The sequence below is a fragment of the Arthrobacter antibioticus genome (assembly GCF_030063205.1).
Lineage (GTDB): Bacteria > Actinomycetota > Actinomycetes > Actinomycetales > Micrococcaceae > Specibacter.
The window spans coordinates 23,845-47,297 of sequence record NZ_JASISQ010000004.1 but is presented as its reverse complement, the minus strand read 5'-3'; the positions used below and the strand labels follow the sequence as shown (position 1 = coordinate 47,297).

At 56.9% G+C, this 23,453-nt stretch carries 16 protein-coding genes and 1 tRNA gene; 9 read left to right on the top strand and 8 right to left on the bottom strand.

Annotated features, from left to right (window positions below; genetic code table 11):
• The first annotated feature begins 26 nt into the window (after window positions 1–26).
• Window positions 27–2,138: an ATP-dependent DNA helicase UvrD2 gene (locus QMG40_RS10010; protein ID WP_283531188.1), complete on the top strand. Its 2,112-nt coding sequence runs from the start codon at window positions 27–29 to the stop codon at window positions 2,136–2,138.
• On the opposite strand, the gene QMG40_RS10005 is transcribed toward QMG40_RS10010, so the two are convergent.
• On the bottom strand, window positions 2,099–3,289 hold the full coding sequence (locus QMG40_RS10005; RefSeq protein ID WP_283530911.1) for a TOMM precursor leader peptide-binding protein: 1,191 nt from the start codon (window positions 3,287–3,289) through the stop codon (window positions 2,099–2,101). The two genes, QMG40_RS10010 and QMG40_RS10005, sit on opposite strands and share 40 nt — an antisense overlap.
• 162 nt (window positions 3,290–3,451) lie before the next feature.
• Here QMG40_RS10005 and QMG40_RS10000 point away from each other — a divergent pair, with 162 nt between their 5' ends.
• A complete protein-coding gene (locus QMG40_RS10000; protein ID WP_283530910.1) occupies window positions 3,452–4,069 on the top strand; it encodes a M48 metallopeptidase family protein in 618 nt (205 codons plus the stop codon).
• Window positions 4,070–4,111: 42 nt separating this feature from the next.
• Here QMG40_RS10000 and QMG40_RS09995 read toward each other — a convergent pair whose 3' ends face one another.
• Window positions 4,112–5,518, bottom strand: a complete 1,407-nt coding sequence (locus tag QMG40_RS09995; protein ID WP_283530909.1) for a zinc-dependent metalloprotease — start codon at window positions 5,516–5,518, stop codon at window positions 4,112–4,114.
• A gap of 278 nt (window positions 5,519–5,796) precedes the next feature.
• Here QMG40_RS09995 and QMG40_RS09990 point away from each other — a divergent pair, with 278 nt between their 5' ends.
• From QMG40_RS09990 to cls, 4 genes are all read left to right on the top strand, one after another.
• On the top strand, window positions 5,797–6,891 hold the full coding sequence (locus QMG40_RS09990; protein WP_283530908.1) for a YlbL family protein: 1,095 nt from the start codon (window positions 5,797–5,799) through the stop codon (window positions 6,889–6,891).
• A 200-nt stretch (window positions 6,892–7,091) separates the two neighbouring features.
• Window positions 7,092–10,034 (top strand): UPF0182 family membrane protein, encoded by a 2,943-nt coding sequence (locus tag QMG40_RS09985; protein ID WP_283531187.1) that lies wholly within the window; start codon window positions 7,092–7,094, stop codon window positions 10,032–10,034.
• A gap of 204 nt (window positions 10,035–10,238) precedes the next feature.
• Window positions 10,239–10,315: transfer RNA gene (locus tag QMG40_RS09980), tRNA-Met, on the top strand.
• Between the two features lie 169 nt (window positions 10,316–10,484).
• Window positions 10,485–11,936, top strand: a complete 1,452-nt coding sequence (gene cls / locus QMG40_RS09975; protein ID WP_459252995.1) for a cardiolipin synthase — start codon at window positions 10,485–10,487, stop codon at window positions 11,934–11,936.
• 148 nt (window positions 11,937–12,084) lie between these two features.
• On the opposite strand, the gene QMG40_RS09970 is transcribed toward cls, so the two are convergent.
• From QMG40_RS09970 to QMG40_RS09945, 6 genes are all read right to left on the bottom strand, one after another.
• Window positions 12,085–13,746 (bottom strand): alpha-amylase family glycosyl hydrolase, encoded by a 1,662-nt coding sequence (locus QMG40_RS09970; RefSeq protein WP_283530906.1) that lies wholly within the window; start codon window positions 13,744–13,746, stop codon window positions 12,085–12,087.
• A complete protein-coding gene (locus QMG40_RS09965; protein ID WP_283530905.1) occupies window positions 13,743–14,663 on the bottom strand; it encodes a carbohydrate ABC transporter permease in 921 nt (306 codons plus the stop codon). Before QMG40_RS09965 ends, QMG40_RS09970 begins: the two co-directional genes overlap by 4 nt.
• A complete protein-coding gene (locus QMG40_RS09960) occupies window positions 14,660–15,706 on the bottom strand; it encodes a carbohydrate ABC transporter permease (RefSeq protein WP_283530904.1) in 1,047 nt (348 codons plus the stop codon). Before QMG40_RS09960 ends, QMG40_RS09965 begins: the two co-directional genes overlap by 4 nt.
• A 111-nt stretch (window positions 15,707–15,817) precedes the next feature.
• A complete protein-coding gene (locus QMG40_RS09955; RefSeq protein ID WP_283530903.1) occupies window positions 15,818–17,137 on the bottom strand; it encodes an ABC transporter substrate-binding protein in 1,320 nt (439 codons plus the stop codon).
• Between the two features lie 151 nt (window positions 17,138–17,288).
• Window positions 17,289–18,269 carry a LacI family DNA-binding transcriptional regulator gene (locus QMG40_RS09950; RefSeq protein WP_283530902.1) on the bottom strand — a complete coding sequence of 327 codons (981 nt, stop codon included), beginning with the start codon at window positions 18,267–18,269 and terminating at the stop codon, window positions 17,289–17,291.
• A 232-nt stretch (window positions 18,270–18,501) separates the two neighbouring features.
• Complete coding sequence (locus tag QMG40_RS09945; RefSeq protein WP_283530901.1) at window positions 18,502–19,113, bottom strand: TetR/AcrR family transcriptional regulator; 612 nt, start codon at window positions 19,111–19,113, stop codon at window positions 18,502–18,504.
• A 211-nt stretch (window positions 19,114–19,324) separates the two neighbouring features.
• On the opposite strand from QMG40_RS09945, the gene QMG40_RS09940 reads away from it, so the two are divergent.
• The 3 genes from QMG40_RS09940 to QMG40_RS09930 are packed head-to-tail and all read left to right on the top strand — an operon-like array spanning window position 19,325 to window position 23,441.
• Window positions 19,325–20,146 carry a TIGR03084 family metal-binding protein gene (locus QMG40_RS09940; RefSeq protein ID WP_283530900.1) on the top strand — a complete coding sequence of 274 codons (822 nt, stop codon included), beginning with the start codon at window positions 19,325–19,327 and terminating at the stop codon, window positions 20,144–20,146.
• Window positions 20,143–21,849: an acyclic terpene utilization AtuA family protein gene (locus QMG40_RS09935; protein ID WP_283530899.1), complete on the top strand. Its 1,707-nt coding sequence runs from the start codon at window positions 20,143–20,145 to the stop codon at window positions 21,847–21,849. Before QMG40_RS09940 ends, QMG40_RS09935 begins: the two co-directional genes overlap by 4 nt.
• Window positions 21,846–23,441, top strand: a complete 1,596-nt coding sequence (locus QMG40_RS09930; RefSeq protein WP_283530898.1) for an acyl-CoA carboxylase subunit beta — start codon at window positions 21,846–21,848, stop codon at window positions 23,439–23,441. The genes QMG40_RS09935 and QMG40_RS09930 overlap by 4 nt, the downstream gene beginning before the upstream one ends.
• Window positions 23,442–23,453 lie beyond the last annotated feature (12 nt).

Below are 23,453 nucleotides of genomic sequence, written 5' to 3'. Positions count from 1 at the left end.
ACCCGCAGCAATCGGGGCTGCCGGTGATGGATGAAAGCACGGCTGAAGAACGAATTTTGGCAGGTTTGGATGATGAGCAACGCACAGTAGCCACCACTCTAAGCGGGCCCTTGTGTGTTTTGGCAGGTGCCGGAACAGGGAAAACACGGGCCATCACACACCGCATTGCCTACGGTGTGCACACGGGTGTGTACAACCCGAACAGGCTACTAGCAGTGACTTTCACCGCCAGAGCAGCAGCGGAAATGCGTACCAGGCTTCGTGATTTGGGTGTTGGCACGGTCCAGGCCCGGACCTTTCACGCTGCCGCGTTGCGGCAGCTACAGTACTTCTGGCCGCACGCCGTTGGAGGCCAGCTGCCTGGTTTACTTGACCACAAAGCCCAGATCATCGCTGAGGCGGCACGGCGTTTGCGCCTGCCCACAGACAGGGCAGCCATCAGGGATTTGGCTGCCGAAATTGAGTGGGCAAAGGTGTCGATGCTGACGCCGGAAACCTACCTGATCAAAGCAGAAGACCGTGGGGAGCCTGGCGGCTTGGACAAAGTTGCTGTGGGGCGTCTTTTTCAGGCATACGAGGATGTGAAAGCTGACAGGAACCTCATTGACTTTGAGGATGTTCTGCTGATCACTGTAGGCATTTTACAAGAGGACCCGCGTGTGGCTGCCACCGTACGCGACCAGTACAGGCATTTTGTTGTTGACGAATACCAGGATGTGTCCCCGCTCCAGCAGAGAATGCTTGATCTGTGGCTCGGCGGTCGTGACGAGCTATGCGTTGTTGGTGATGCGAGCCAGACAATCTACTCGTTCACGGGTGCCACTCCGCGGCACCTCTTGGATTTCCCTAAGCGTTTTCCAGCAGCCAGCATGGTAAAACTCGTGCGCGATTACAGGTCCACACCCCAAGTAGTGGGGTTGGCCAACACTCTACTAAGTAGCCGACGCAGCGGTGGGCTCAGCGCCGACGCCCTATGGTCCAAACCGTTGGAACTGGTGGCCCAACGCCCAGGCGGGCCAGCACCTGAATTCCTTGAGTGCAGCGACGACGAGGCTGAAGCGGCTGCCGTTGCGGCCAAAATCAAGACGCTGATCGCCAACGGCACTCAAGCAAGCGAGATCGCCGTCCTGTTCAGGACCAATGGGCAGTCCGAGGCTTATGAGCAAGCGCTCACATCTGCCGGTGTTGGCTACCAGCTGCGCGGAGGTGAACGTTTCTTTGCCCGCAAAGAGGTTCGTGATGCCATGCTGCAATTGCGAGCAGCCTCACGTGCGGCCGAGGATGAGCAATTGGGGCAGCTAGTCCGTGATGTGCTCAACAACCTTGGTTACCAGCCCGAAGCGCCTAAAACTGGAGGGGCAGTGCGTGAACGCTGGGAGTCGCTGTCAGCAATAGTTGCCCTCGCTGACGAACTGGCAGTCTCCCGAAGCACCCCCGAGCACACCTTTACGCTGATTGATTTTGTGGCGGAACTTCAAGATAGGGCCTCGGCTCAGCACGCACCCACTGTCCAGGGTGTCACACTGGCCTCGTTGCACTCAGCTAAAGGTCTTGAATGGGATGCGGTCTTCCTTGTTGGCCTGAGCGAAGGGTTGATGCCAATTTCCTTTGCTGACACACCGGAAACCGTGGATGAAGAGCGCAGGTTGTTATATGTGGGAATCACCCGTGCCCGCGAGTTCCTGAACTTCTCCTGGTCCACGGCGCGCACTCCAGGGGGCCGTGCCAACCGCAAACCCTCCAGATTCCTTGACGGGCTGCGGCCCAACTCAGTGGGTGGAGCCCCCACGGGACCGCGCCAGCCCACGGTACGAAAGTCACGGACTGCTGTTGGCCCTTCTGTGTGCAGGGTGTGTGGGAAGATCCTCAACACAGGTGCCGAACGAAAAGTGCAACGCTGCCCGGACTGTCCGCCAAATTACGATGAGGCTATTTTTGATCAGCTGCGTCAATGGCGGCTAGCTGAGTCCACCACCAATGCGGTGCCGGCGTTCGTGGTCTTTACGGATGCAACGTTGATGGCGATTGCCGAAGCGGCCCCGCAAAACCTTGACACGCTTGCGGGGTTGCCCGGGGTGGGACCTGCAAAACTGGAGCGTTACGGAGAAGCAGTGTTGGAGATTGTGGCCAAGGACTGACTTTGCCATTGGCAGCCGCAGTCAGGATGGGTAGAGAACTCCTGGTGCGTCCATCTGCCGTTATCCGGGTGAAACGTCAAGACTGCTGACCACGAGCTTGGGCGGTTAACTGCGTCGAGAAACAGTAAAACGTGCGTGGCTGCAGTGCCAGCCAATGTTGCAGCAAGGGCTGTACTCTCTAACAGTTCTGCCCGGGGCCGCCGATCCGCCGACTGTGCCGAAACTGTGGCAAGTTGGTTGCAAACATCCAGCCATTGCGGATCATGGAGGTTTCGGTGCCTTTCAACGCATTCAGCGCATGCCGTTTCTCCGGGCAGAACAAAAGGACCCACCGTACCGTCCTGCTCGCGCAAGAGGACAAAGAGGTGTGGCCGGTCAGCGGCAAGAAAGCGCGCAGCTGTTTGCGCTGGAACGGCATCGTGGCCCACCACAACGGCAAGATCAAGGCATCGCAGGCTGGGACCTCCGGCACCGCCGTCGTGCACTATGTGAGCATGGCAACTTGGGTCGATGCTTAGCAGGTGTCGACGCACGGCAAGGGATCGTGACAGGCCAATATCGCTGAGTCTGAATGAGCCTGGACTGACGTCAGTTGCAGCTACGGGGCTGTCGTCCTCAAGAAGGAGTGTGCCCACGCCGGCGCTGACCAGAATGGCGGCTAATGAGGCCCCGGTGCGCCCCAAACCAATAAGATGGACGACTCCGTGTTCGCGCCTTGCCATGAAGTCGCGGCACGGGGACTGGTATAGGCCCAGCAGCGCCGAATGCTCAGGTGACAACCGCTCGGCCCGGTAACCCTGCGTGTGCAGTTGCGCATCGGTGAAAAGCAGGTCAGCGAGTTTCAAGCAAATTTCCTGCGCTCGCAGAGTATCTACGCCCAAGGAGAGTGCCCGCTCCCAGACTTTGCCATCGGGGATTCCTTGACGCAGTTCCTGAATAAAGTCCAGTTCAGAGTCCTGCAGCCCTTCAAGTATCAACCCACCGGCACTAAGGCCTATCTGAACGCTGTGGTGTCCGCGACGGACCATACGCAGGCCCGGGTTAAGCTGTGTCATGGCTGCCTCACGTAACATTTTTCTGGAGAGCACTAGGGTGTGGTCTTGGGCTACGATCATCGCATTTTTAGACAGCTGCTGGGAGGGGTTTTCCACAGCTGAAAGTTATCCACAATCCACGACGTCATTTTCAAATCCACAACAATTTGGCTGTACTCTCGAGGCATGGCAGCACCATCAACACCACGTCCACTTGCTAGCAGGAAGTCTGGCGGCGCGAATCGACCCCAGTCCCTCGGCAAAGGAACACCGGGCCCAATGGGTGACTCATTTTCGCTTTACAAGCTCAGTAACGGGGAGCCTGTTCTTGTGAGACGAACAGCGAGACGCAAGAACGGCTTGGCTGCTTTCTGGGAGGCTGGCCAGGCGGTGATTGCCGTACCTGCGAGATTAACTCTGGAAGATGAGCATTATTGGGTGCCGCATATGGTTGCGAAACTTGAACGTGGTGCACAGTTGCAGGCAGGACAGCGCAGAGCACCCGCAAACGATGATGCCCTCATGGAACGCAGCCTGATGTTGTCAGGGAAATATCTGGGTTCGGCTGCAGTTCCGGAATCCGTGCGGTGGGTGCTCAATCAAAATGACCGGTGGGGTTCGGCAACGCCTGCCCGCAAATCAATTAGAATTTCCCACCATGTGCAGGGCATGCCTGAATGGGTGCTGGATTACGTGCTGCTGCACGAACTGGCCCATTTGATTCATGCCAATCACAGTGCAGAATTCTGGGCTGAGTTGGCCAGCTACCCCCAACTTGAGAGGGCCAGAGCATTCCTCGATGGTGCGTCCTTTTCAGCGGCAAGAAACATCAGAAGCATGGACCCCAGCCCCGAGGACCCCAGCCCCGAGGACCAGCGTGAGGCAGACGCGGGTTGAGGGCTGGAGCAGTAGTGCTTGTGTTGTGCCACGAACCACAGGCTACTGGTCCGTTTCTGTATCCTCTGGGTCCGTGCCGTCCTTGGGATCAGGAGCGTCGGAGTCGGTTCCGATGCTCTCAAATCCGCCGTCCAGAAGCTTGGCCAAAGCGGCATCCACGTCAGATTCGGAGGCGTCTGCGGCTTCGCGTCTGGCACTAAAACCCGCTGCGTCATCCAGATCAGCGGAAGTCGGGAGCAAATCGGGGTGGGCCCAGATGGCGTCACGGCCGGCGATGCCACGCTGTTCCTTCAGCGAGGACCACAGGGCAGCTGCTTCCCGGAGTCGCCGTGGGCGAAGTTCCAAGCCAACAAGTGAGCCAAAGGCGTGTTCGGCCGGCCCGCCGGTTGCCCTGCGGCGGCGGATGGTTTCACGGATTGCGGCAGCGGAAGGCAAATTGGCCGCCGCATCAAATGTCAGCTCGTCAACCCACCCTTCAACAAGGGCAAGTGCTGTTTCCAATTTTGCCAACGCCGTATCCTGCTCCGGTGTGCGCGCAGGCATAAATACCCCTTCGGAGAGGGCAGCCTGCATGGCTTCCGGGTTGGCGGGATCGAGATTCTGAGCTAGATCTTCGATCCGTGACATATCAATATGGATACCGCGGGCATACGATTCAATAGCGCCTAATAAGTGTCCCCGCAGCCACGGAACCTGAACGAACAATCGAGCATGTGCTGCCTCCCGTAGGGCAAGGAATAGACGAATTTCCTCTTCGGGTACTTCAAGTCCTTCACCAAAAGCCTTGACGTTGGCAGGCAGCAGCGCCATCTGCAAGTCTGCCAGCGGGATACCGATGTCGGTGGAGCCCACCACTTCCTTAGCCAGGGCGCCAACGGCCTGACCAAGCTGCAAACCAAACAGCGCACCGCCCATGTTTTGCATCATGGAGGAAGCATCGCCCATCATCGACTTCATTTCTTCGGGAAGCTGCTCATTCATGGCTTTAGAGATGGCAAAAGCGATGCTGTTCGCCACCGGTTCGGTCAACCGTTGCCAGGTGCCCAGCGTTTCTTCAACCCATTCTGCACGTGACCATGCACGCCCAATAATGCCAGTGGCGGCAAGCTCGGTGAACGGATCAAGCCACATCTCGGCAAGGCGTAGCGCAGAATCCACTTCGCGTTGCTGGGCTTCTGTCACAGAAGGATCGTCGCCCGCGGCTGCCTTCCTGGCCGCATCGTGGGCAAGATCCCAGTTCACGGCAGCATCCGAGGACCCGCTCATCATGTTCTGAACTTGAGAGAACATTTGGGCCAGCATGTTCGGATCTGAGGGTAAACCCGCAGCCTTGGCCAGCTCTGCAGGATCAAAACCCTCCATGCCTTCGCCGCCTAAAAGCTTGGCGAGCATTTCCTGAAGGGGATCCTTCGGGGTTTCGTCGTCGTTATTGGCTGGTGTGGAAGACATGATGGCCCGTTCGTTGGCGTGGACGCTGAATACTTCACGTTACCGCCGTCGTCCTGCGTTGTCGCCCCATAACAGCCCACTGTTCGCTCTAGGCAAAGGGGCTCTAGGTAAAGGGTTGGGGCTTCTTGCACATCATGTTCGGAAGAAGCGCTGTCATTGGGTGTCAATTTTCAGGGTGCTCACAAGCACAGCACAACTGAACACAGTAGGGTGGGTGGTCGGTGCTCGTTTTGTGGGTCTACCGGTGCGACCCAGGAAAGCTTGGAAAGGTCATAGCTTTGAGCCAGGAAAATTCAAAAACGGCGACGCCGCCAAACCCTGTCCGCGACCGCCGATTCTCTGTGATGGTAGTTTCAGGTGTCCTCTCGGTAGTCCTTGGTGTAGCGGCCATGACGATTCCTGTCCCTTATGTGATTGAGTCTCCCGGACCAGCCATCAACACCATTGGTGAGATGAACGGGAAGCCGATTATTACTGTCACAGGTCATGAGAGCTTCCCGGCAAGCAGCGGCAGCCTGGATCTCACCACTGTGCGCGTGAGCGGTGGACTACCTGACAGCCAAATCAACTTCTTTGATGCTATGCAGGCGTGGCTGACCCCGGCGCACACCCTCTATCCAGCTGAACTGCTTTATGCACCCGGCATCAGTCAAGAAGCAGTAAATAACGAGAACTCCGCAGCCATGGCAGGCTCTCAAGAAAACGCCACCGCCGCAGCGCTGAACGCGTTGGACATCGGCTTCGAGTCGAGCTTGGCAGTTAACTCCGTTCCCGGCGACGGTGCCGCGGCAGGGATTTTGAAGCCCGACGACGTTCTCCTGACGATCAACGATAAAAAAGTGACGGATCTAAAGGTCATCCAAGATGTTCTGGCGCAGGGCAAAGGTGCACCGGTGGAGGTTGTGATCCGTCGTGGTGAGACTGAGACGCCGCTTTCAGTGACGCCAAAACTAGGAGATGCAGGCAAGTATCTTCTGGGGATTGCCCTGCAAAATAAGTTCACGTTCCCTTTCGATGTAAAGATCTCACTTGAGAACATTGGTGGCCCTAGCGCTGGCATGATTTTTGCTCTTGGCATTATGGACAACTTGACGCCAGGTGAACTCACGGGCGGTAAACAATTTGCTGGCACCGGGACCATCGACTCAAAGGGTGACGTCGGTGCCATTGGTGGGATCGCCCAAAAGATGGTTGGGGCACGCACTAGCGGTGCTGATTACTTCTTGGCGCCCAGCGCAAACTGTGAAGACGTAGTAGGGCACATCCCAAAAGGGCTTCAGGTCATCAAAGTCAGTACACTCAAAGAAGCTTATGATGCTGTTTCTGTGATTGGCTCCGGTCAGGATGGATCCGCTCTGCCAACGTGCAAATAATTCAAGTACTGATATTCAGAGACTTCTGCACGTAACGATTGAGCATCACACGGAACTATGGTCACGGACCATTCGTGGCAGAAGCATAGAAACAAACGGCATTAATTCATTTACACCAGTTGAGTAAGAGGTAGAGAGTGACATCCCGACCATCCCCGTCGTCGAGTAGGCCCGTCAGGCCCAAACGTCGCAGCGCATTGATGCCCACCATTATTGTGGTGGCCGTATTGATCGTTGCCGTGCTGATTTTCTCCGGGATATATACAGACCTGCTGTGGTTTAATCAGATCGGCTTTTCCGAAGTGTTCTGGACAGAGCGCATCGCAAAACTGCTGATTTTCATTGCAGGGTTCCTGATCATGGCCGTTGGAGTTTTCTTCTCCATCCGTGCCGCCTACAAGGCGCGACCTGTTTACGCCCCGGATAATGCACGTGAGGACAACCTGGGGCGGTACCAGGCACAGCTTGAGCCCATCCGCCGCGTTGTCATGGTGGGTGTGCCGATTGTCTTTGGTTTGTTTGCCGGTACTGCAGCCATGGCCCAGTGGGAAAAGGTGATGCTGTTCGTATACCGGGTTCCCTTTGGTTCACAAGACCCGGAATTTGGTTTGGACATCAGTTTCTACACCAACACTCTGCCGTTCCTTGGCTTCCTTGCAGGCATGCTGATCAGTGTCACGGTGATTTCTTTTATTGCCGGGTTGCTCACTCACTACCTGTACGGCGCTATCCGGCTGACCGAACGTGGGATCTTCACCTCACGTGCGGCCCAGATTCACATCGCTATTTTGGCCGGCGTGTTCCTTCTCCTGCTTGCTGCGAACTTCTGGCTGGGGCGCTACGGAACCCTGCAGGACAACAGCGGGTACCGTTCCGGGGCATTGTTCACGGACGTCAATGCAGTGATTCCAACGAAGGCCATCCTCGCGGCTGCGGCCGTGATTGTGGCGATTTTGTTCATCATTGCCGCATTCATGGGCAAGTGGAAACTGCCGTTGATCGGCACAGGCATGTTGGTGGTCACGGCCATTGTTGCTGGTGGTCTTTACCCATGGGCTGTTCAGGAATGGCAGGTGAAGCCGTCACAGGGAAACCTTGAGGCCCAATTTATTGATCGCAACATTGAGATGACGCGTCAGGCCTATGGTCTGGCGGATATACAGGTTACCCCCTATAACGCAACGACGACGGCGGAAGCTGGCGCCCTGCGTCAGGATGCCGACACAGCCGCCAACATTCGACTGCTTGACCCGAACCTGCTCTCGGCAACGTTCCGGGAGTTGCAGCAGTACCGCCCGTACTACGAGTTCCCCAAGACACTGAACGTTGACAGGTACACGATTGATGGGAAAGTCCAAGATGCGGTGATCGCTTTGCGCGAGTTGAACCCCAAGGGTCTTAACCCCGCACAGCAGAACTGGTACAACCAGCACCTGGTATACACGCACGGGTACGGAATGGTTGCCGCGTATGGCAACACGGTAACAGCCGATGGAAAGCCTGTATTTATGCAGTCAGGCGTGCCTTCGGAAGGTAAGTTGGGCACCGACACCAGCTACCAACCCCGTGTTTACTTTGGCCAGTCCACCACCGATTATTCCCTTGTGGGCGCTCCTGAAGGCGCGGACCCTATTGAGCTGGATCGCCCCCAAGGCACCACAGAGTCGAAAAAAGATGACAGTGTTGGCGCCGAATCACTGACAACGTTTACCGGAGACGGTGGCCCCAGTGTGGGGAACCTATTCAACCGCATCATGTATGCCTTGAAGTTCCAGTCAACCGATCTATTGCTGACAAACGGTGTCAACAATAAGTCACAGATCCTTTACGATCGCACCCCGGAGGAGCGCGTTGCCAAGGTTGCTCCGTACCTGACAATAGACAGCAACCCGTACCCGGCCATCGTGGATGGCAAAGTCAAGTGGATTGTTGATGGATACACCACCAGCTCTTACTACCCGTACTCGCAGCAACAGCAATTACAGGAAGCCACCACGGATTCGCTGACGGCCAACAACGGGCCGGCAGCACTGCCCAACGCGTCAATAAATTACATCCGCAACTCGGTCAAAGCCACAGTGGATGCCTATGACGGTTCGGTTGATTTGTTTGCGTGGGACACACAGGACCCGATCCTGCAGGCGTGGCAGAAAGTCTTCCCCACCAGCGTCAAACCACTGACAGAGATGACCGCAGACGTCATGTCTCACGTGCGCTACCCGGAAGACATCTTCAAGGTCCAGCGAGAACTGCTCGGTCAGTACCACGTGACAGATCCCGATAAATTCTTCAAAAACACCGAAGCGTGGAGCATCCCTGATGACCCCACAACTGCGGGTACGGATAAGCAGCCTCCGTATTACCTGTCCTTGAAAATGCCAGGGGAGGAAAAGACGGCCTTTTCACTAACAACCTCGTTCATTCCCCAAGAGGTTGCTGGCACCGACTCACGTAACGTGCTCTACGGCTTCATGGCTGCCAACGGTGACGCTGGCAATGTCAAGGGTGTCAAGAGCCCCGACTACGGCAAGCTGCAACTATTGGAGCTTCCGGTAGATACGCAGGTACCAGGACCGGGCCAGGTGCAAAACACGTTCCAGACGGATCCCACTGTCTCTGAACAGTTGAACATCCTGACCTTGGGACAATCTGAGGTCAAGAACGGTAACCTTCTGACCTTGCCTGTTGGTGGCGGTCTGCTCTACGTGCAGCCTGTTTACCTGCAGTCAACCGGTTCTACCTCTTACCCCACCTTGCAGCGTGTGCTTGTGGCGTTCGGTAACAAGATTGGCTACGCGGCCACACTTGATGAAGCTCTTGACCAGCTCTTTGGCGGTGACTCTGGTGCAGCTGCCGGGGACGCCGGCGTAGATAAGAGCCCGGGTACCACAGGTGGCTCCGCAGATCCGAATCTGCCTCCGTCGGCAAGTAATAATGCTGCTTTGGCCAAGGCCCTCACCGACGCCAATACGGCGTTGAAGACTGGCCAGGCGGCTCTGGCAAAGGGTGACTTTGCCGCTTACGGCGCGGCGCAGAAGGAGCTCGAGGCTGCCATCGCTGCTGCCGTCGCTGCCGAAGGCGCAGCAGCCACGCCTGCTGCCCCCAAGGCAACGCCTGAGGCGACAACGAAAGCAACACCTTAGTTCCGCCGTCGTACCTCTCGCGTTGAGGCCTTACCGCTCCAGTTGAGGTTGGAGATAATGACGTCCACGAAACAATTGTGGCGTCATTATCTCCAATCTCACGGGGGCGGAACTGGTGAGCAGAGGGAAATTCGCCGTCGAGACGAAGGTCACGTACTGCGAGTTTGGTGTGCAGGATGGACCCGAGTAAAGTAGTAAATACAACGCGGGGTGGAGCAGTTCGGTAGCTCGCCGGGCTCATAACCCGGAGGTCACAGGTTCAAATCCTGTCCCCGCAACCAGATGAGAATAACCCCCGACCATACGGTCGGGGGTTTTTCGTTTCCCTGATAGCTGCCACTTCTGAGTCTGGGCGGTAAACTCGGCGGGAACGGCGACGGATAACATGTTGCCTGCGCCATCCTCTTCGCCCGTCGCGCTTGGATAGAAAGCGGTACCAGGACAGTGTCAATAAATCCGGAGGCCCTTCCCTGGCTGCTGCTGGCAGGGCACGTCATCCTTGGTGCGATCGCTGTGGCGTATATTTCCGCTCGACGCCGCCCGGCCACAGCCATCGCCTGGATGCTCATGATCATTTTTGTGCCGTATCTAGGGATCGTGGCGTTCATGCTGGTGGGCTTTTCGCGCCTGCCCAAGTCTCGTCGGGACAAACAAAAGTTTGTCAACGAGCTCATTTTGGAGCGCACCGAGGGTCTAGACCAGCTCAGCCACAGGGAGGACTGGCCCCAAGGTTTGGCGGGGCTCGTTACCCTCAACAGCACCCTTGGCGCGTTGCCTATGGTTGGTGGCAACGACGTGGAACTGCTGCCCGATTATCACGGCTCCATTGCTGCCATGGCGCAGGCGATTGATCAGGCCGAGAGCTATGTTCATGTGGAGTTCTATATTTTGGTTTTTGATTCGGCCACAGAATCGTTCTTTGAAGCGTTGGAGCGGGCTATTGGCCGTGGGGTTACGGTGCGGGTGCTCTCGGATCATCTGGCCTCGCTGATGAATCCTCGACGCAGGGAAACTCTTGCACGGTTGTCCGCTATGGGGGCGCAATATCAGGCCATGCTGCCCCTGCGCCCGTGGAAGGGTCATTGGCAGCGCATTGACCTGCGTAATCACCGCAAACTGCTCGTAGTTGACGGCATAGTTGGTTTCGCCGGTTCTCAAAACCTTGTGCACCAGAGCTATAACAAGAAGAAGAACATTGCCCGCGGGCTGCGATGGCATGAGTTGATGATGCGGGTTCACGGTCCCGCGGTTAGGGAGCTCGACGCCGTTTTCGTCACCGATTGGTTTAGCGAGACAGATGATTTATTGGTCCTTGACACCTCACCTGTGGTGCTGGATCCTGCCGTTCACAGGGTGGATATGCAGGTTGTGCCCAGCGGTCCCAGCTTTGAAAATGATAATAGTCTGAAACTCTTTGTTGCCATGATCCAACAGGCCACCGAGCGGGTAAGCATTACCAGTCCCTATTTTGTGCCGGAGGATTCAGTTCTGCTGGCGATCATTACAGCCGCCGGGCGCGGGCTCTCGGTTGAATTGTTTGTGTCTGAGATTGGAGATCAAGCCATGGTCTACCACGCACAGCGCTCCTATTACGAGGCACTGCTGCGAGCAGGGGTTAAAATTTATCTGTACAGGGCGCCGGAAGTTCTGCACTCCAAGCACTTCAGCATTGACTCCGACGTTGCCGTCATTGGCTCCTCCAATATGGATGTGCGGTCGTTCTCCTTGAACATGGAAATCTCCGTGTTGATCCACAGTGAATCCTTTGTCCAGGGGTTGCGTGTCATTGAGGACGGGTACCGCGCCAACAGCCGGGAGTTAGAACTTCAGGATTGGATCAAGCGGCCTGGCATGGAGAAATTTTGGGACAGCGCGGCAAGGTTAACCTCCAACCTCCAGTAACCCCAACGCTCGCTCACTTTACGTCCACTTTTTCGGAACGCTCGCGCACCAAGGTGGGCGAGCGTTCCGAAAAAGGCAGCGTAAAGTGAGCGAGCGCTGGGCGGTGGTGCAGTCGACGAACGTCTGGATCACTATCCCTGGAAACTTCTTATTCCCGCAGTATCCACGCTGCATTGTTTGGTTGCAGCCAACCGGCATCCAGCAGTGGCACGGCACTGAATAAGACAGTGCCGGGTGGGAGGCTTGCAGCTTCGGTGCCCATCGCAATAGCCACCAAGAACTGATCGTTGCGTTCGCAGATCAGCAGATTTCCCGGGTCTACCCGCCAATGACCGCCGTCGTTTGTGGTAAAAACTCCATGAGCCCAAAGCTTTCGACGTATTGAGAGGCATCTCTTTGTGAGGTTAAGCGTGGATCCGGGATCTTGTTGCTGCAGCTCAACCGCATGCACACCCCAGTGCGGCGGGACTGGCAGCCATGGCTCTGCGGGCTGTGCCGTTGTTTGTTCTTTCAAAGTGAAACCGTGGTTTTGGGCCGGACTTTGGGTCCATGGCAGTGGGATTCGTGCACCATCACGACAAACACCGCCGCGAGCCCACATCGGATCGACGCGGGCCCGAATCGGGACATCCACCTCAGACAAGCCAAGTTCTTGGCCCTGATATAGGTATGCGGGCCCGGGTAAACCAAGCAGCGCCACTATGGCTGCACGGGACCTGAGACTACCCAGCTCTCCGCCACCAAAGCGGGTGACGGTGCGGACAATATCGTGATTCTCAAGTGCCCATGTTGGCGTGGCACCATGAAGTTGGCGGGCTGCCTCTAGCTCATTTCCCACTGCTGCCCAGGTGTTTGGATCCCAGCCAAGTTTAACGAACGCAAAGGCGAAAGCCTGCTGCATCTCATCCGCTCTGGTATAACGAGCTGCACGTTCTGGTTCTAAGTTGACCTCTCCGACCAGTAAACGATGAGGCTGATATTGCTCCGCAAGCAGGCGCCAGCGCCTGTAGACCTCATGGACCTCTTCTTGATCCGAAACCTGTGCGTTAGATCGCAAACCGTCCACAACCCCACTTCCGGAGACCGAGTCAGGTAACCCTTTGGCTTTGAAGAGTGCATGCGCGACGTCGATACGTAGACCATCGACGCCTTTGTCAAACCAGAAACGAAGGACAGCTTCGAAGTAGTCACCCACAGCTAGGTTGCGCCAGTTCCAGTCCGGCTGCTCGGCCGAAAAAAGATGCAGATACCAGTCTCTATCTGTTGTAGATTCTGGGTTGGCCCGGCTCCATGCCGGACCGCCAAAGACGCTCTGCCAGTTGTTTGGTGGTGCGCTGGTCTCTGAATCCTGGTTGTCAGCGTCTTCCGACGGGGTGACAAAGTGAAACATGTCCCGCTCTGGAGACCCCGGCGCAGCCCTGAGCGCCTGCTGGAACAGTGGGTGTTCGGATGAGCAATGGTTGGGTACAACATCTAGCAGAATGTGAAGTTTCAACGAATGGGCTAGGTCCAGGAGTTCATCGAATTCTTCCATGGTGCCAAACAGGGGGTCCACCCCGCAGTAGTCGCTGACGTCGTAACCCTGGTCTATTTGTGGGGAGGGCTGGAATGGGGTGATCCAGATACCCTCCACGCCCAGTTCCGCAATGTAGGGCAGCTTGGCCATGAGCCCTGAAAGATCTCCCACACCGTCACCGTCGCCATCCGCGAACGAACGCGGGTAGACCTGGTAAATAACTGCAGATTCCCACCACTCAGTGGTGGGAATGCTGCGGGTTTCTTGACCCACAGCCAGCGGATGTGAGCTCACTTGTTGGCACCTGCGGTGAGTCCTTCAACGATGCGGCGTTGGAATATCAGCACCATAATCACCAACGGTATTGTCACGATTACGCCGGCGGCCATTTGCTCGCCGAAGGGTGCCTGGAATTCAGTGGCGCCGGTGAACTTGGAAATTGCGACCGTAGCGGTCTGAACTTTTGGATCGTTGATCATAGATAGTGCAATGATGAATTCATTCCAACTGTGAATGAATGTCAGGATCGCTGTGGTGAAGACTCCAGGAGCAGCCAAGGGGAGCAAAACCCGACGAAATGCTTGCCATTTTGTGCAGCCATCGATCATGGCGGCCTCTTCGAGGTCGAAAGGCAGGGATTTCATGAAAGTGGTGAGGTTCCATACCGCAAGGGGGATTGCAAAGGAAAGGTTCGGGACAATCATTGCTTGGTAAGTATTGATCCAGCCGATGTCCGTGAACAGACGCAAAAGCGGTACAACGACAGAGATGCCCGGAAACATTGAGGTAGCAATAATCACGCCAAGGATCAGAGATTTGAACGGAAAATTCAGTCGAGAAATGGCGTAGGCGGCAAAAATACCTAGGATCAGTGCCAATACTGTTGTGGTTGTGGCCACGATCAAGGAGTTCAGCAGGGCTTGGCCAAAAAGAGTGGAACCATCAAAAACCTTAAAATAGTTCTCAAGCGAAAAGGGTGCTGGCAGCAGTGTGTTATCGAAAATGTCTGAGGTACGGCGCAGACTAGAGACCAACATCCAATAAAACGGGGCAAGGCAGTAGGCAAAGATCAGCGCCAAACCGATATAGATGCCATAGGACCGCCATGTGCGGGGAGGCTTCGCCTCAAGCCCGCTGTTACTTTTACGCTTTGAGGCAGTGGTGCCGGTGCCGGAGGACGCGGCTGCGCTGCGGAGCTCGGAGATGGTCATAGAGTGGCCTCAGTCTTCGTCGGATCGGAGTTCCGCTGTGCTGCAATCGCATTTTTGCGGCTCTTTTTGGAGAGTAATTTCAGTTCCTTTGCCCCGGTAACATCCGCGCCGAGCACCTTTACAAAGACGATCGCGACGACAGCCACATAGAGGAAGAGGATGACGGCGAACGCGGAGGCAGATCCGTAACGTAGCTGATTCGATTCATCCCAAGCCAGCATGGAGAGAGTTTCTACCGACTCTTTACCCGGGCCGATCAACACAAAGGGTAGGTCAAACATGCGCAGAGCGTCCAGCATGCGGAAGAGTACTGCGACCAACAGTGTGGGCTTCACCAATGGCAACGTGATGGCTCCAAGCTGCCTCCACCAGCCGGCCCCGTCTATCTTGGCGGCCTCATATATTTCGCCGGGGATAACCTGCATTCCAGCAAGAACAAGGAGACCAATGAAGGGGGCGGTCTTCCAGACTTCGGCGACTATGATGGCAATTTTCGAAGAATTTCCTTCAGCCGTCCATAGAATTTCGCTACCCAGCAGGTTGTTGGCAATGCCGTCAGACTGGAAAATCCAGCGCCACAGCAAACCTGAGACAGCGGTGGGAACTGCCCATGGCACGAGGATGCTGGCACGCAGGAATGAACGGCCGCGGAAGGCGCGGTTCATGGCAAGAGCCAAGGTCAGACCCAGAACGGTTTCTAAGATCACCGTGGTGAGCGTGAAGAACGTGGTGTTGGCGAACGCGTTGAGAAATCTCCGGCCGGATTCACCAACGAATACATCTACATAGTTGGCAAGACCCACGAAGGATTCGGTGTCGGAGACGAAACCATCTGCATCCAGCCCGGACTCTGCACGGAACATGGACTGGTGTATTGCTGAGAGCAGCGGGTACACAATCACAAGTGCTAGTACCAAAATGGTGGGGGAGAGCAGCATCGCGGCCATGCGTCCTTCACCCTGTGAACGTTTGTTGCGTTTGCGGAATCTGGCAGGGCGGGAGTTGCCGTTGTGTGCACCGGCGGGGTGGGCAGTCGTGGTCATGGTTGGTACCTCACTGGAGTTGCAATAGCCTAGCGAATTGGCTGGCCGGATGTGTCCGGCCAGCCAATCGGTAGTCTCTGGGCTTCTCGGGGATAAAAAGCTATGCCTGAATTACTTGACCAACTCGGCGAGTTTGCTTTGCATGTCTTTCAGAGCCGTGTCAGTGTCCTTCTTGCCAGTGATAGCCGCATAAGCCTCTTCTTGAATGGCCTTGGTGGTGGCGCCGTACTGGACCACCTTGGGGCGGGGCTGCGCATTATTTAGTGAGGTCAGAAGGATCGGGAAGAACGGTCGCTTGGCAATGACGTCGGGATCGGCGAACAGTGAAGCGTAGACCGGGGCTCGCGAGGACAGCGCAAGACGCTTTTTGGACTGCTCCTCACTAGTGAAGAACTTCAAGAATTCCAGGGCTGTTGCCTTATTTTCGGTGAAAGGAGAGATGGCGAGGCTGCGGCCTCCAAGGGTGGAGACGCCCGGACCGTCCGTACCTGGAATGGCGGAGATATCAAACTTTCCGGCCACCTTACTTGAGCCGTCTGTGGCGCTTAGCGAGGCATGCAGGAAGGGCCAGTTACGCATAAAGACGAGTTCTCCATCTTGGAAGGCGCGCCGTCCCTGCTCTTCAAGGTAGGTGATGGCGTCAGAAGGGAACATTCCCTCCTTGAAACCATCCACTAGCAGGTTCAGTCCGGCTTTTGCCTCAGCAGTATTAACAGTAGGTTTGCCGTCGGCGTCCACCACGGTGCCACCTGCGGAGGCTACGGCCTCGGAGAAGTTGACCGTGAGGGCCTCGTTTTTATCGAATTGGCCGGTGTAACAGGACATACCCGCAGCTTCGGGCAGCGCCAAGATCGACGCGCAGGCGCTCTTCATCTCATCCCAAGTTTTGGGTGGGTTGGCAATTCCAGCGGCTTTGAGGAGATCTGAGCGGAAGTAGAAAAGGGCGCCGTCGGTGTAGTAGGGAGCACCAACCAAAGTGTCGCGGTAGCTCGCCGCATTGACGGTGGCTGGAATCATATCCGCCGTGGGAACGGCGTCCTGGGGCAGCGGCATAATCCACTTGTTAGCGGCGAACTCTGAGGTCCAGACAACATCAAGATTCAATACGCTGAAAGTATCTGATTTGATCTGGGCGTTCTGGATCAGCTGCTGACGTTGCTGGTCCGCAGAGTCTGGTAGTTCAATGAAAGTAACCTTCTCATCCGGGTGGGCTGTATTCCACTCGTCGATGCTCCTGTTTGCAGCACCGGAAGCGTCGCGATTTGAGACGTAGTTGATAGGGCCCTTACCTTCGAAAGACACGGCAGTGTCTTTGGAAGTGTCTTGTGTTTCTGAGGCCGTGCCACCGCAACCGGTAAGGGCGACGGCGACGACGGTTAGGGATGCGCTGGTGGCCAGAAGAGTCTGCCAAGTGCGGCGGCGTTGCCTCATGTGATGCTCCTTATTTTCTTTGTAAAGCAGATTGTTTGTTGTGTTGGGAAATATTTCTGGAGTGCTGGCGGCACAGAGCACGGCAGCTACCACCGGAGTGGGGACTGTGGGGTAAACGAATTGGTATCTTCAGCAGCGGGCTTCGATGGCGTCATATGGTGCTAAGGACTGCCGTGGAGCCTCTCTCAATCAACCTGTGTGGCATGATCTTTGGTCCGAGGTCACGGGAGCGAAGCAGTTTTTTCACTGCCATTCGTCCCATTTCTTCAAGCGGCTGTGACATGGTGCTCAATGGGGGGTTCACATGCAGGGCTGTTGCGGTATTGTCGAAGCCCAGAACCGAGATATCTTCTGGAACCCGCAGCCCACGGCGTTGAAGTTCATTGACGGCTGCTGCGCCCATTTCATCGCTCAACGCGAAGATGGCGGTCAGAGAAGGATCTTGCTGCAGTAGTTTTTCAACCCCTGCTGCACCACTTTCGTAGAAGAAGTTGCCAGCAGCGGTAATAGGACTACAGCCGGCTTCGGCCATGGCGCGGAGGTAACCGCGTTTGCGAGGCAATGCGACGTATATTGATGCCGGATCCCCCTCTAGTAGACCGATTTGGCGGTGGCCGAGTCGGAGTAAATGACGGGTGGACTCATAGGCTGCCAGTTCATCGTCAATTGCCACGCTGGGGGAGCCGGATTTGTCGCTGATGGCGACTGAGATTAAGGGTACCTTAGTCCCCAACAACTGCCGCGTCTCAGAGGTGATCACAGCGGAAATGAGGATGACACCCGCCGCTCGGTAAGTGCGCAGCGTCCTTAGATAACTTGCTATATATGTTGACTTGGCACCTGTGCGGCCAAGCATCACAGCGTAGCCTCGTTCCCTTGCTTCATCTTCAACTCCCAACATGACCTGCGAGGCTAAAGCATCCGAAACCATGGGGGCCAGTAGTCCGATCACGGAGGTTTGCCGCGTCTTGAGGCCTCGGGCGAGAGAGTCCGTTTCATAGTTCAGCGTTTTCACTGCGTTTTCTACACGGCATCGGGTCTCATCTGAGTAACCCACCAGCCCATTGACAACCCTGGAAACAGTGGCAGGAGAAACGCCCGCATGTTTGGCAACATCGCGGATAGTGACCACAGTTCCTCCTCCATAGTTTCTTCGTCCTGATCACCCTCACGTCTGTGGGAGAGATCACGCAAACGGTTTACGTAAACGGTTTCGTAAGCGATAAAACCAACAGTAGCGCCTGCTTGAACTATCGCAATATGTTTCGTAAACGACGCTAATACGTGCGTCGAGAGGGATACTTGCACTCATTTTTTAGCTAGGAGGGCAGGCAAGTGCGGCCCTGCGAGAGCGCTCAGCCTTTTTAGTGGGCCTCTTGGGCGATGATCTGCTCTAGTTCGGCGCACCAGGCGTCAAGCACCCAGGTCCGCCGATTGGCGTCGTCGGTGAGGATATTGGCAAGACCAAGTCCGCGCCCCAGGTCAAGAGTGGCTGCGACGATGGCACGAAGTCGAGGGTTTTCCCTGTCGATGTTCAGTAGCGTTGCCGCCAGCCTGAATGCTTCTCGAGCCACAGTTTGTTCCAAGGGGATGATGTGCGCGCGCACCACTGGATCCACGGCGGCTGCCGTCCAAACCTGCAGCGCGGCTTTGAAGAGTGGACCTGTGTACAGGCCCACGAGGGAATCGAGAACTTCTCGCACGGGGGCTGAGCCCTCTGAATGGACTGCCAGGGCGGCTCGGACTTCAAGGACTCGCGCTACCGTCATGTGTTCGATTGCTGCTGTGAAGAGATCGTCTCTAGTGGGGAAGTGGTGCTGTGTTGCGCCACGGGAAACCCCTGCGTGAGTGGCAACGGTAGTGACGGTGGTATTGGTCCATCCCGTCTCAGAAAGCAAAGCCACGGCGCTTTCCAGAAGACGCTCACGCGTAATGCGACTACGGTCCTGCCGGGGTTCGATGGCCATTCTGCTCATACAAGGGACGTTAGCATGAAAAGAAAACAAGCAAGCTTGCTTGCTTTTTATTGATCTACGTCACATACTTGCATAACAAGTGCGATGACCGGATCAGCACCGCGCACCTTGATGATGGCAGTAGTCCTGACACTGCGGAACATGCGTGACTTACCTCTATAGATGGCAGCGGGTAAGTAGTTCTGCGAACCTCAACGAACGGAGTTGGAACATGGTGGATTTGGCAGGCGTACTGAACGATTTGGAAGCTGAATCGATGGTCTTGGACGAGATGCTCACGGCCATGCCTGCTGCGGGTTGGACCATGGCAACGCCGGCCCCTGAGTGGAGTGTGGCGCACCAAATAGGACACTTGGCCTGGACAGATGAAGTGGCAACTGATGCTGCAGCGGCGGCCAACGGTCAGCCAGCAGCATTTACTGCCATGGGTGCCGCTTTGCGCGCGGGGCAGATCTCGATTGACAGCGCCGCCGCAGAATGGGCTGCCATGCCACCGGCTCAGTTATTGCAGAGATGGCGTGAGGGCCGGAAGCAGATGGCCCAGGCGCTGGAGAACGTGGCACCGGGTGTTAAGCTGCCTTGGTTTGGTCCATCCATGAGCGCCCTGTCCATGGCAACAGCACGCATCATGGAAACGTGGGCCCACGGCCAGGACGTTGCCGATGCGTTGGCGCTCATACGCGAGCCTACGGATCGGCTCCAACACATTGCCCACCTGGCAGTCCGGACACGCAACTTCGCCTTCACGGTGCATGAATTGACGCCTCCAGAGCACGAGTTCCGGGTTGAACTCGACAGTCCCACAGGAGAACTGTGGACGTGGGGACCGATAGATGCTGCGCAGCGAGTCAGTGGCCCAGCTCTTGACTTTTGTTTGCTGGCCGCTAAGCGCCGGCACCGTGACGATCTGGCTTTGGTAGCCCAGGGCGCAGATGCCGATAAATGGCTTGACATAGCGCAGGCATTCGCCGGCCCTCCCGGTAGAGGGCGAGAACCAGCCGCGACTGCAGAAACTCAGGAGGAAAAAGCATGAGTGCACTGCGCGTTGCCAACGCATCCGGATTCTACGGGGACAGGGCTGGGGCCTTCACAGAGATGCTGGAGGGTGGCCCGGTAGATGTAATTACCGGGGACTACCTTGCCGAGCTGACAATGCTCATCCTAGCCAGGGACCGGGCCAAGGACCCAAGTACCGGTTACGCGAAGACTTTCTTGGCACAGATGCGCGACAGCCTGGCACTGGCGATGGAAAAGGGCGTGAAGATTGTTGTCAATGCCGGCGGCCTCAACCCCGCAGGATTGGCTGCCAAGCTCCAAGAACTGACAGTCACGCTGGGTGTGGACGCCAAAATTGCCCACGTGTACGGCGATGATCTCATTGACCGTGCCACAGAGTTGGGGTTCAGCACGGCAGCTGGAAAACCACTCTCCGCCAATGCCTACCTGGGTGGTTGGGGGATCGCCGCAGCCTTGGGGGCAGGGGCTGAGATTGTGGTCACCGGCCGCGTCACCGATGCCTCGCTGGTGGTGGGCGCCGCCGCACACCATTTCGGTTGGCAACCCACCGACTATGACAAAATTGCCGGGGCCATGGCCGCCGGGCATGTGATTGAGTGCGGCACCCAGGCAACTGGTGGGAACTACTCCTTCTTTGACACCATCAAGGATATGCACCGCCCCGGTTTCCCCATTGCCGAGATCTCCGCGGATGGATCTTCCGTGATCACCAAGCATCCAGGTACCTCTGGGGCAGTTACAAAAGGAACCGTCACCGCCCAGCTTGTCTACGAGATCACCGGTGCCCGATATGCCGGACCTGACGCGGTGCTGCGTCTTGACTCCATTGCCATTGACGACGACGGCCCGGACCGGGTGCGTCTGGCTGGCGTGCGGGGGGAGGCCCCGCCGGACACGCTGAAGGTCTCCATCAACGAATTAGGTGGCTACCGCAACGAGGTCACGTTCGTGCTGACTGGCCTGGATATCGACAAAAAAGCGGCACTGATCAAAAGCCAGCTCGCAGATGCAGTGCCCGAAGGAACACGCTGGAGCCTTGCCCGCACCGACCACCCGGACGCGGACAATTGTGAAGAAGCCAGCGCCATGCTCCATTGTGTAGCTCGCGGAACCGACCCTGCGATTGTGGGCCGGGCGTTCTCCAACGCCGCCGTGCAGATTGGCCTGGCCAGCTACCCAGGTTTCCACCTCACCTCACCCCCCGGCAATGCCGCACCCTACGGTATCTACCGGCCCGGCTGGGTTGCCGCGAGCGAGGTCCCACACAAGGTTGCGCTGCCCGACGGCACCGAAATCCTGCTCCCACCCGCCAGCGAAACCGTCACTTCCGCCGTCGCACTGGCACCAGTACCCGAACCGGAACTACCGCCATTGGAGCAATCAAGTACATCAACGCGTGCCCCACTAGGACGCGTGGCAGCGGCCCGCAGCGGTGATAAGGGCGGGGACGCCAACGTGGGTGTATGGGTGGAGAACGAACAGGCGTGGCCCTGGCTGGTCAACACTCTAAGCGTGGAAAAGCTCCAGGAGCTGTTACCGGAGACTCAGTCGTTGGAAATTCAACGCCATGTGCTGCCAAATCTGCACGCCGTGAACTTTGTTATTCGTGGACTGCTCGGTGAAGGCGTGGCCTCCAATGCTCGCTTTGACGCGCAGGCCAAGGCTTTGGGCGAATGGCTTCGAGCCCGCCACCTATCGATTCCGGAGGAACTACTGTGAGCGTTTTGCGCACAACTATAGACCCACTCAGTGCTGACTTCACCTCCAATAGGGCGGCTATGGTTCAGAAGTTAACTGAGCTCGACGGTGAATATGCCAAGGTTCGCCAAAGTGGTGGTGAAAAAGCTGTCACAAGGCACCGCAAACGCGGGAAGCTGCTGGCCCGGGAGCGGGCTGAGATGCTCATTGACAGGGATTCTCCGTTCCTTGAGCTCTCTCCTTTGGCAGCGTGGGGCACTAAGTTCCATGTGGGTGCCAGCGTTGTGACGGGCATTGGCGTGGTGGAAGGTGTGGAGTGCTTAATCGTGGCGCACGAGCCCACCGTCAAGGGCGGCACCTCCAACCCGTACACCACCAAGAAGATCTTCCGGGCCTTGGACATCGCCAGGGAGAATCGGCTGCCGGTGATCTCACTGGTTGAATCCGGTGGAGCGGATCTGCCCACCCAGAGCGAAATCTTCATCCCTGGCGGCAAACTATTCCGGGACCTCACCCGGCTTTCGGCCGCAGGAATCCCCACCATTGCACTGGTGTTTGGCAACTCCACAGCCGGAGGAGCATACGTTCCGGGCATGAGTGATCACATTGTCATGATCAAGGAACGGTCCAAGGTTTTTTTGGCTGGCCCACCTCTGGTGAAGATGGCCACGGGGGAGGAATCAGATGATGAATCCCTTGGTGGTGCTGACATGCACGCCCGGATCTCCGGGCTTGCCGATTACTACGCACTGGATGAGATGGATGCGCTGCGGATTGGCCGTCGGATTGTGGCACGGCTCAACTGGGTTAAAAAGGGTGCAACTCCTGCCGCCTCCAAGGAACCCCGCCTAGCTGAGGAAGAGCTGTTGGGGATCATCCCCGCAGATCTCAAAGTTCCCTTCGATCCCCGTGAAGTCATTGCCCGGGTTGTGGATGGCAGTGACTTTGATGAGTTCAAGGCCCTGTACGGCACGTCCTTGGTGACGGGCTGGGCAAGAATCCACGGACACCCGGTGGGTATTTTGGCCAACGCCCGCGGCGTGCTGTTCTCAGCCGAGGCGCAAAAAGCCGCCCAATTCATCCAGCTTGCCAACTCCGCCAACACCCCGCTGCTGTTCCTGCACAACACCACCGGCTACATGGTGGGCAAAGAGTACGAGCAGGCCGGGATCATCAAGCACGGTTCCATGATGATCAACGCCGTCTCCAACTCCACCGTCCCGCACCTGTCAGTTCTGATGGGTGCATCCTTCGGGGCAGGACATTACGGCATGTGCGGGCGAGCCTTTGATCCGCGATTCCTGTTCTCCTGGCCCAGCGCCCGGTCCTCCGTCATGGGGGCCGCGCAACTGGCGGGAGTCATGTCCATTGTGGGCAGAGCCGCGGCGGCATCCAGCGGACGTGACTTTGATGAGGACGCCGACGCCGCCATGCGCTCAGCCGTTGAAGCTCAGATCGAGGCGGAATCGCTGCCCACTTTCCTCTCCGGGAAGCTGTACGACGATGGCATCATCGACCCCCGCGACACCCGCAACGTAATAGGTCTGGCACTTTCTGCCATCGCCACCACCGACATCAAGGGCGCCGAGGGCTTTGGCGTCTTCCGGATGTGAGTCAAGGATGAC